At 78.3% G+C, this 9,453-nt stretch carries 10 protein-coding genes and 1 pseudogene; 5 read left to right on the forward strand and 6 right to left on the reverse strand.

Translation table 11 applies throughout. From position 1 onward, the window contains the following. Positions 1-461: 461 nt before the first annotated feature. Complete coding sequence (locus tag ABD345_RS37615) at positions 462-1,610, reverse strand: sensor histidine kinase (RefSeq protein ID WP_344558987.1); 1,149 nt, start codon at positions 1,608-1,610, stop codon at positions 462-464. Beyond that, positions 1,607-2,359, reverse strand: a complete 753-nt coding sequence (locus tag ABD345_RS37620) for a response regulator transcription factor (protein ID WP_344558989.1) — start codon at positions 2,357-2,359, stop codon at positions 1,607-1,609. Before ABD345_RS37620 ends, ABD345_RS37615 begins: the two co-directional genes overlap by 4 nt. Positions 2,360-2,540: 181 nt before the next feature. Here ABD345_RS37620 and ABD345_RS37625 point away from each other — a divergent pair. The 3 genes and pseudogenes from ABD345_RS37625 to ABD345_RS37635 form a co-directional block, all read left to right on the forward strand. Next, a pseudogene (locus ABD345_RS37625) lies at positions 2,541-3,197 on the forward strand (glycosyltransferase family 2 protein); the annotation flags it as partial. Between the two features lie 198 nt (positions 3,198-3,395). Next, on the forward strand, positions 3,396-3,851 hold the full coding sequence (locus ABD345_RS37630; RefSeq protein WP_425556950.1) for a DUF2064 domain-containing protein: 456 nt from the start codon (positions 3,396-3,398) through the stop codon (positions 3,849-3,851). A 193-nt stretch (positions 3,852-4,044) separates the two neighbouring features. Further along, on the forward strand, positions 4,045-4,719 hold the full coding sequence (locus ABD345_RS37635; RefSeq protein ID WP_344558990.1) for a methyltransferase domain-containing protein: 675 nt from the start codon (positions 4,045-4,047) through the stop codon (positions 4,717-4,719). Positions 4,720-4,726: 7 nt separating this feature from the next. On the opposite strand, the gene ABD345_RS37640 is transcribed toward ABD345_RS37635, so the two are convergent. From ABD345_RS37640 to ABD345_RS37650, 3 genes are read right to left on the reverse strand one after another with little or no spacing between them, the layout of a single operon-like run. Further along, complete coding sequence (locus ABD345_RS37640) at positions 4,727-5,332, reverse strand: cytochrome b/b6 domain-containing protein (protein WP_344558991.1); 606 nt, start codon at positions 5,330-5,332, stop codon at positions 4,727-4,729. Continuing rightward, positions 5,316-6,059, reverse strand: coding sequence for a molybdopterin-dependent oxidoreductase (locus ABD345_RS37645; protein ID WP_344558992.1), 744 nt, complete (start codon positions 6,057-6,059; stop codon positions 5,316-5,318). The genes ABD345_RS37640 and ABD345_RS37645 overlap by 17 nt, the downstream gene beginning before the upstream one ends. Positions 6,060-6,111: 52 nt before the next feature. After that, on the reverse strand, positions 6,112-7,479 hold the full coding sequence (locus ABD345_RS37650) for a glycosyltransferase 87 family protein (RefSeq protein WP_344558993.1): 1,368 nt from the start codon (positions 7,477-7,479) through the stop codon (positions 6,112-6,114). 227 nt (positions 7,480-7,706) lie between these two features. On the opposite strand from ABD345_RS37650, the gene ABD345_RS37655 reads away from it, so the two are divergent. Both ABD345_RS37655 and ABD345_RS37660 read left to right on the forward strand, forming a co-directional pair. After that, a complete protein-coding gene (locus tag ABD345_RS37655; protein WP_425556951.1) occupies positions 7,707-8,798 on the forward strand; it encodes a molybdopterin-dependent oxidoreductase in 1,092 nt (363 codons plus the stop codon). Between the two features lie 10 nt (positions 8,799-8,808). Then, complete coding sequence (locus tag ABD345_RS37660; protein WP_344558994.1) at positions 8,809-9,207, forward strand: hypothetical protein; 399 nt, start codon at positions 8,809-8,811, stop codon at positions 9,205-9,207. Here ABD345_RS37660 and ABD345_RS37665 read toward each other — a convergent pair. Next, a partial coding sequence (locus ABD345_RS37665; RefSeq protein ID WP_486327098.1) for a phosphorylase family protein occupies positions 9,179-9,453 on the reverse strand: 275 nt, incomplete at its 5' end. The two genes, ABD345_RS37660 and ABD345_RS37665, sit on opposite strands and share 29 nt — an antisense overlap.

Below are 9,453 nucleotides of genomic sequence, written 5' to 3' on the forward strand. Positions count from 1 at the left end.
CGGCGGACGGCCGGGCGAGCCGGCGAGCGGGCCAGCGGGTCGGGTCACCGGGCGGCAGGGCGAGCAGGTCGGCGGACGGCAAGGGCCGGGCGGCAGGGACCGGGGGCAGGGCGAGCAGGCGAGCAGGTCGGCGGACGGCCGGGCGAGCGGGTCGGGTCGGCGGACGGCCGGGCGGCAGGGCGAGCAGGTGAGCAGGCGAGCAGGTCGGGTCACCGGACGGCAGGGCGAGCAGGCGAGCGAGTCGGCGGACGGCCGGGCGAGCGGGTCGGGTCGCTCGGCGCACCGGGGCGGCGGCCCACCGGGGCGGGAGCTGACCGGCCGGGGGCCTCCGGGCTGTCGGGGGTCCCGCCGGGCGGACACGGGGGTGAGCGGTGCCACCGGTCGTCCGCGCCGTTCCGGGCTCCGCCGGTCACGGTGGCCTTCCCAGCTCCCGGGTTCCTCGCCGGGGGCGCGCCGCGCCGTCAGGCGCGGCGGGCGGTTGGGAGGGTGATCTCGAAGCAGCAGCCGCCGTCGACGTTGCGGACGCGGGCCCGTCCGTCGTGGGCCTCGACGATGCCGCGGACGATGGCGAGCCCGAGTCCGGCGCCGCTGTCGGCGGTGTCGGGCGCTCCGGGGGCGGACGCGTGGGGCGTGCGGGCCGTGGTGCCGCGCCAACCGGTCTCGAAGACCCGGGGCAGGTCGGGTTCGGGGATGCCGCCGCAGCCGTCGGTGACGGCGAGCACGACGGCGTCGGCCTCCCGGTGGGTGGAGACGGCGACCACGCCGTCCGGCGGGGTGGCGCGGATGGCGTTGACCAGCAGGTTGCCGATCACCCGGGTGATCTCCCGGGGGTCGGCCTCGACCGGCGCGGGTTCGACCCGGCGGCCCTCCAGGCGCACGCCGCGCTGCCGGGCCAGTGGGTGGGCGCCGGCCAGCGCGTCGTCGACCAGGTCGGGCAGGGAGACCCGGGAGGGGCTGAGCGAGAGCGCGCCGGCCTGGATCCGGGAGAGCTCGAACAGGTCGTCGACCATGCCGGTGAGCCGTTCCACCTCGGTGCGGATCCGGGCGAGGTAGCGCTCGGGCTGCTCGGCGACGCCGTCCTCCAGCGCCTCCGCCATCGCGCGCAACCCGGCCAGCGGGGTGCGCAGGTCGTGTGAGATCCAGGCGATGAGTTCGCGCCGGGAGGCGTCCAGGGCCCGCTCGCGGTCCCGGGACTCGGCCAGCCGGGCGCTGGTGGCGGCGAGTTCGGCGCTGACGGCGGCGAGTTCCCGTCCGAGCGGCCGGTCCGGCGGGGTGAACCCGGCGTCGCCGCCGACGGTGCGGGCGGCCACCGCCAGCGCCCGGCCGCCCGCGGTGACCTGGCGGCCCAGCAGCGCGGCGGTGAGCAGCGCGACCACCGAGGCCATCGCCAGGACGGTGACGACCACGCCGAGGTCGTGCTGGGAGAGGAACATCGCCCGGGCGACCGCGAACGTGCCGGAGGTGACCGCGAGGACGCTGACCACGGCGACGGCGAACAGGGTGAGCGTCAGCGAGCGGCGGCGCAGCAGCCGCAGCGCGGCCAGGCCGAGCAGTCCGGCCGCGGCGGCGCCGAGCGCGGCGAACAGGGCGATCAGCAGCAGGTCCTTCACGCCGCACCGTCCCGCACCGGCGCGGCCGGGTCGTAGCGGTAGCCGACGCCCCAGACGGTGCTGATCAGGGCGGGCGCGCCGGGGTCGTCCTCGATCTTCTCGCGCAGGCGGCGGACGTGGACGGTGACGGTCGACAGGTCGCCGAAGTCCCAGCCCCACACGCGCTGCATCAGCTCCTGCCGGGAGAACACCGTCCCGGGGTGCCGGAGCAGGAACGCGAGCAGGTCGAACTCACGGCTGGTGAGGGCGAGTTCGCGGTCGTCCCGGTGGGCGCGGCGGGCCCGCGGGTCGAGTGCCAGGTCGCCGGAGCACAGCGGCCCCGCCGGGGCGGCCGACGCGGCGGTGCGGGCGCGACGCAGGATCGACTGGACCCGCAGCACCAGTTCGCGCGGGCTGAACGGCTTGGTGACGTAGTCGTCCGCGCCGAGTTCGAGGCCCAGGACGCGGTCGGCCTCGTCCCCCTTGGCGGTGAGCAGCACCACCGGCAGGTCCGCCCGGTCGGGGCGGGCGCGCAGGCGGCGCAGCACTTCGAGGCCGTCGAGGCCGGGCAGCATCAGGTCGAGGACGAGCAGGTCGGGGCGGTGCCGCTCGGCCAGGTCGAGGCCGCGCTGTCCGTCCTCGGCCCGGTCGACCAGGTGGCCGGCCCGGGTGAGGTAGCCGGCCACCACTTCGGCGACGGTCGGGTCGTCGTCGACGACCAGGATGCGGGCGGGCTCCGGCGGCTCGGCGGGGGCGGGGCTGTGGTTCACCCGCCCGAGGATACGAGCACGGGAGCGCCGTCGGCTCCGTTCCGGGCCCGCGTTCGGGTTCCGTAAGGTCCGTGGCCCGGGCGGGTGCGCCGTACGACTTCCGTAAGGGCGCGGCTCGGCCGCGGCGGGGTCGGGCGTGGCTAGCGTAACGGCCGTGACTCCTCCTCTTCTCCCGTCCTCGGTGGACGTGGTGCTGCCCTGCCTGGACGAGGCGCGGGCGCTGCCCTGGGTGCTGGGCCGGATCCCGGCCGGCTGGCGGGCCGTCGTGGTCGACAACGGTTCGCGGGACGGCTCGGCGCGGATCGCGGCCGACCTGGGCGCGACGGTGGTCGCGGAGCCGCGCCGGGGCTTCGGCGCGGCCTGCCACGCCGGGCTGCTGGCGGCCGACGCCGAGTTCGTGTGCTTCCTGGACTGCGACGGGTCGCTGGACCCCGCGCAACTGCCCCGGGTGGTCGACCCGGTGCTCGCGGGCACGGCCGACCTGGTGCTCGGACGGCGGCGGCCGGTCTCGTTCGGGGCGTGGCCGCCGCACGCCCGGCTGGCGAACCTGGTGCTGGCCCGGCGGCTGCGCGCGGTGACCGGCGCCGACCTGCACGACCTCGGGCCGATGCGGGCGGCGCGCCGGGAGCGGCTGCTGGCGCTGGGCCTGGGCGACCGGCGCTCGGGCTACCCGCTGGAGGCGGTGCTGTCGGCGTCGGCCGCCGGGATGCGCATCGCCGAGGTGCCGGTCGACTACCGTCCGCGGGCGGGCCGTTCGAAGGTGACCGGGACGGTGCGCGGCACCCGGCAGGCGGTGCGCGACATGCGCCGGGTGCTCGCGGCCCCGCCGCCGACCCTGCTGCTGATCACCAAGGCACCGCAGCCGGGCCGCTCGAAGACCCGGCTGACCCCGGCGTTCACCCCGGAGCAGGCCGCCGACCTGGCCGGGGCGGCCCTCGCCGACACCCTGGCCGCGCTCGCCCTCGTCCCGGCCGGCCGGCGCCTGCTGGTGCTGGACGGCGAGCCCGGCCGGTGGCTGCCGCCGGGCTGGGAGGTGGTGCCGCAGTGCGGGGGCGGCCTGGACCGCCGGATCGCCGCCGCCTTCGCCCACGCCGCCCGGCTCGCCCCGCGCGCCCCGGCCCTGCTGGTCGGCTCGGACACCCCGCAGCTCGACCCCGCCGCCCTCGCCGCACCGCTGTCGGCCACCGAACGCCCGGGCGCCGACGCCTGGTTCGGGCCCGCCGAGGACGGCGGCTTCTGGGCCCTCGGGCTGGCCCGCCCGGACGCCCGCCTGGCCGAGCGGCTGCTGCACGGCGTGCCGATGTCGACCGCCGAGACCGGCCGCCGCGTCCGGGAACGGCTGGCCGCGCACGGCCTGGTGGTCCGCGAGCTGCCGGCGCTGCTGGACGTGGACGGGCCGGACGACGCCGCCCGGGTCGCCGCGCTGGCGCCCGGCACGCGGTTCGCCGCCCGGCTGCGGGAGTACGCGCCCGCCCCCGGTCCGGCCCGGTGAGCAGCGCCGCCCCGCGCGCGGGCGGGCCCCCCGCCGGTCCGGACGGGACGGGCGGCCGGACGGACGCCAGGCTCCGCGGCGCCCGGACGGCCCCACGACGCGCCGGGACCGTCCCCGGGACGCCGTGGGACGGATGCCCGGCTCCGCGGCGCGTCCCGACCGCCCCCTCCCCGCGTCCCCGGCAGGTGAACACGTGAACCCTCCCGCCGCCCTGCGCACCGGCGCCGCCGAGCCCTGGGTCGACGACCCGTTCGGGCGGGCCGTACGGGCCGGGCGGGGCCCGCTGTGGCTGCGCCGGGCGGACGGCTCCCGGCTGGCGCTGGAGGTGGAGCGCTGGTGCGCGCCGGCCGCCGGGGCGGACCACGGGCTGGTGCTGCGCTGCCTGGGCCTGTCCGCGCCGGTGCTGGACCTGGGCTGCGGGCCCGGTCGGCTGGTGGCGGCGCTGCTGGGGGCGGGCGTGCCCGCGCTCGGGGTGGACGTGTGCACGGCGTCGGTGGAGCGCACCGCCCACCTGGGCGGTCTCGCGCTGCGCCGCTCGGTGTTCGACCGGCTGCCCGCCGAGGGGCGCTGGGGCGGTGTGCTGCTCGCCGACGGCAACCTCGGCATCGGCGGCGACCCGGCCGCCCTGCTGGCCCGGGCGGGCGTGCTGCTGGCTCCGGGCGGCCTGCTCCTGGTGGAGACCGAGGCGCAGGAGGTGGACGAGGTGGCGGACGTCCGGGTGGAGGGCCCGGACGGCGCCGGGCCGCCGTTCCGCTGGGCGCGCTGCGGGCCCGCCGCGACGCTGCGGCACGCCCGGGCCGTCGGCCTGGAGCCGGCCGAGCGCTGGACCTCGTACGACCGCTCGTTCCTGGCGCTGACCCGTTCCTGACGGCACGTCAGTCCGGTTCGGCCCACTGCGGGTGCTCGCGCTCGGCCCACCCGCGGTCGACGGCGCCGGTGCGCATGCCGCGCCGCGCCTCCGGGTCCAGGTACGCCATCCGCAGGTGGCCGAGCACCACCGCGGCGACGGCGAACGCGAACCAGTCGTGCACGAAGGTGGCTCCGGTGCGCCACACGGCGGGGGCGAGACCGGTGCACCACATCAGCAGGCCGGTGCCGAGCATCACCGCCATCGTGCCGAGCGTCCACTGCGCGTACAGCTTCTGCCCGGCGTTGAACTTCCCGGCCGGGCGCGGTCCGGCCCGGCGGCGGCGCACGGTGCGCAGCCAGGTGCGGTCGGCGGCGGTGAACCGGCCGAGGCGGACGGCGTCGCGGCGCATCGCCCGGGTGGCCAGGGCGAGCAGCAGCGGGACGGGCAGCAGCAGGCCGCTCCACTCGTGCACGGCGGCCACCAGCCTGCGGCGGCCGACGAGTTGGGCCAGCGGCGGCAGGTAGAGGCAGGCGGCGGTGGCCAGGCAGGTGAGCATCAGCGCGGCGGTGGCGCGGTGGGCCCGGCGCTGGGCGGGGGCGAAGCGGGGGCGGCGGTCAGTCGGTGGGTGCATCGTCGCGTCCGTTCGATCGGCCGACCCAGGCGTCCACGTCGTAGCCGAGCCGTTCCCAGTAGCCGGGGCGGACGGTGTCGGTGACGGTGATGGTGGAGAGCCACTTGGCGGACTTGTAGAAGTACATCGGGGCGACGTACAGGCGCACCGGGCCGCCGTGGGCGTGCCCGATCGGGTCGTCCTGCATCCGCAGCGCCACCAGGACGTCGTCGCGGCGGGCCTGTTCCAGCGTCAGGCTCTCGGTGTAGGCGCCGTCGAAGCAGCCGAAGCTCACCGCGCGGCCCTCCGGCCGGACCCCGGCGGCCTCCAGCAGCGCGGACAGCGGGACGCCCTCGAAGGGGGTGGCGGGCACCCGCCAGCCGGTGACGCACTGCACGTCGTGGACGAGGCGGCGCTGCGGCAGGGCCCGCAGGTCGGCCAGCCGCAGGGTGGTGGGCCGCTCCACCAGGCCGTCGACGGTGAGGGTGTAGTCCGCCTCACCGCGTTCGGGCACCGAGGCGGTCACCGAGTAGTACCGGAAGCCGCCCCCGCCGGGCAGCGCCTGGCTCAGACCCGTCGGGTCGTTGCGCACCACCGCGTCCTGGGCCCGCTGCAGCCACGGGCCCGCCACGACCCCGGCGGCGCCGAGGCCGAGCAGGCCCAGCACCACCCGGCGGCCCACCGGGGCGCCGCGGGTCTCTTCGTCGTCGCCGCCGTCGTTCCTGCCGTCGTCCCTGTCGTCGTTCACGGGGTGATTGGACCAGCCGGGGACGGCGTTGCCCAGGGGCGCGGGCGCGCCGTCAGACTTCCGTCATCTGTGCGCCGACCGGCCGCGGCCACCGCCCGGCCCGCCGGGCGGACACCGCCACGATCACCAACAAGGCACCCCCGTAGGCGAGTTGCTGCACCCGGCTGCCGCCCGCCAGGTACAGCAGCTGCCCGGCGGCGGGGACGGCCAGCCACTCCCAGCGGCCGTCCAGCGCCGCCAGCGCCACCAGCGGCAGCGCGTACCAGGGGTAGGCGGGGGCCACCAGCAGCAGCGCCCCGCCGGTCACGGTCAGCGCGCCCCGCCAGGGCCGCGCCGGGTCGCCGTGCCGCAGCACCCGCCACACCAGGGCGGCGAGCAGCGCGGCCCCGGCCCACGGCGCGAACCGGTCGGGCAGCACCAGCCGCAGCAGCCCGAACCGCTCCAGGTGCCCCTGCTGGTAGCCCTCCTCGCGCAGGTAACCGGGCAGGTAGCCCAGGACACCGGCCCCGGAGGCCGCCGCGTACGGCAGGTAGGAGAGGGCGAACACCCCGGCGGCGGTGGCGGGCAGCACCAGGTCGGCGGGGCGCGGGCGGCGGGACAGCACGCCCGACAGCGCGCCCGGCAGGACCAGCGCGGGCAGCAGCTTCACCGCCGTCGCCGCACCCAGCGCCGCACCGCCCGCCGCGGAGCGGCCGCGGGCCGCCCAACCCAGGCCGACCACCGCCAGCAGCGCGCCCAGGGCGTCGACGTGCGCGTCGTTGACCGCCCACACCGCCACCCCCGGGCACCACGCCCACAGCGCGGCCCGCCGCCGTCCCCCCGTCACCGCCAGCAGCACGCCGGTGGTCGCCACCCCCAGGACCGCCCCGGCCGCCTGGGCGACCCGCACGCCGTCGCCGAACGGACGCTGGGCGAGGAACCAGGCCTGGGCCAGCGGCGGGTAGATCGTGTGCACGGCGGGCCGGTTGATCCGGGTGCAGGCCCCGTCGGCGGTGCGCCGCTCGTCCCACTCCGCGCAGCCGTCGCCGACCGGGAACCGGCCCGCGTCCCGCAGCCGGGCCAGCGCCGGGTCCTCGGGGGTGCGCGCGTACGGGGAACCGCCCGCCGCCTGCACCTTCCCGTCCCAGCCGTAGCGGTAGGCGTCGTCGCTGGTCCGGGGCGGCGCCAGCAGCCCGACCGCGGCCACCAGCACGCCCCCGGCCAGCACCAGCCGCGCCACCTGCCGCTGCGGCACCCGGCGCAGCGCGAGCAGGGACAGCGCGAACAGGACGGCGTCGGCGGCGTACCAGCCGTACAGCGGTGGGCGGTTGCCGAGGGTGCCGCCGGTGGTGAGGGTCAGCGCGAGGCAGCCGGCCAGGGCGGTGACGGCGAGGGCGCAGGACAGGACGGGGGTGCGGGACAGGACGGGGCGTGCGGTCACCGGCCCACCCTCGCACCGCGCGGCGCCCGCGCGGCGGTGGCACGGTGCGCCGTCCGGGTTCCGTAAGCACTCCGGCCCGGCGCCGTTCGGATTCCGTAAGCACGTCGCAGCGCCGCCGCGGGCGCCGGGCGCGCTTCGATGGTTCGGTGGACTCCGACTCCTCCCCCGCCCGGCGGCGCTTCGACCCGCCGCTGCCCGCCCCGCCCGCCGCGCTGCGGCGCGGCCCGCTGCGTCCGGGCGCGTTCCGCTCCCCCGCGCACGAGCCGCGCACCGCGGTGGTGCTCGGCCGGTGGCTGGGCGCGGCGCTGCTGCTGTGCTTCGCCACCGGCCTGGTCAGCCACCTGCTGCAGGACCCGCCCGGCTGGCTGGTGCCCCGGCTGCCGTCCCGCCCGGTGGACGGCTACCGGGTCACCCAGGGCCTGCACGTGGTGGCGGGCCTGGCCGCGATCCCGCTGGCGGGCGCGAAGCTGTGGACGGTCTACCCGCGGCTGTTCGCCTGGCCGCCCGCGCGCAGCGTCCTGCACCTGCTGGAGCGGCTCTCGATCGCGCTGCTGGTCGCGGCGGTGCTGCTGGAACTGTTCACCGGCCTGCTGAACACCCTGCAGTGGTACCCGTGGCCGTTCCCGTTCCGGCAGACCCACTACTGGACCGCCTGGACGGCGGTCGGTGCGCTGCTGGTCCACCTCGCCGTCAAGGCCCCGGTGATCGCCGCGCACTGGCGCCGCGCCCGCTCCGCCCCGCTGCCCGGGCGACGGGCGGTACTGGCCGCGACGGCCGCCGCCGTCGGCACGGTCACCCTCACCACCGCGGGCCAGTCCGTGCCCTGGCTGCGCGCCCTCGACCTGTTCGCCCCGCGCCGCCCCGGCACCGGCTCCCTCCCGGTGAACCGCACCGCCGCGCAGGCCGGGACCACCGCCGTCCCCGCCGACTGGCGGCTGGCCGTCGACGGCCCGGCCGGCTACCGGATCGGCCTCGCCGACCTGCGGGCCCTGCCGCAGACCACCGCCGACCTGCCGATCGCCTGCGTCGAGGGCTGGAGCGCGAACGCCCGCTGGACGGGTGTCCGGGTGGCCGACCTGCTGCGCCGCGCCGGGATCCCGGCCGGTTCGGCGGTGCGGATCACCTCCCTGGAGGCCGAGGGCCCCTACCGGGTCACCGAGATGCCGGCCGCGTACGCCGACGACCCGCTCACCCTGCTCGCCCTCGCACTCGACGGCCGCCCGCTGACGCCCGACCACGGCTTCCCGGCCCGGATCGTGGCGCCGAACCGGCCCGGGGTGCTGCAGACCAAGTGGGTCGCCCGGATCGAGGTGGCCTGAGGTGCGGGCCGTGCGCGGTGCGCTGCTGCTCGGCGGTCTCGCCCTGCTCGGCTGCGGTGTGGTGGGGCTGCTGACCGACCCGTACGTGACCGGTCCGCTCGGCGTCCTGCTGTGGGCGGCCGCCCTGGTGGTGGTGCACGACGGGCTGTGGCTGCCGCTGGTGTGCGGGCTCGGCGCGGCCGCGACGGGGCGGCCGGTGCTGCGCGGCTGGCTGGTGGTCGCGGCGGCGGTGAGCGCGGTGGCCGTCCCCGCGGTGCTGCGGGCCGGGGACGACCACGGCAACGCGACCCTGCTGCCGCTGCCCTACCTGCGCAACTGGCTGCTGTTCCTCGCGGCGAGCGCCGCCGCGGCCGCGCTGCTCGCCCTCGTCCGCCGGGCCGTCAGGACGGCACCCCGGCGAGACCGGTGACGAGACCGTCCAGGGCGTGCGAGCAGGTGCAGTCGCGGGCGGCGGGCAGCGACTCCAGCGCCTTGAACAGGACGGTGCGCAGGCGGTCGACGTTGCGGGCGAAGACCTCCAGCACCTCGGCGTGGGTGACGCCCTCGCCGCTCTCCACACCCGCGTCCAGGTCCGTCACCAGGGCCAACGAGGTGTAGCAGAGCCCGAGTTCGCGGGCCAGGACGGCCTCCGGGTGACCGGTCATCCCGACCACCG

The organism is Kitasatospora saccharophila (assembly GCF_039529925.1).
Lineage (GTDB): Bacteria > Actinomycetota > Actinomycetes > Streptomycetales > Streptomycetaceae > Kitasatospora > Kitasatospora saccharophila.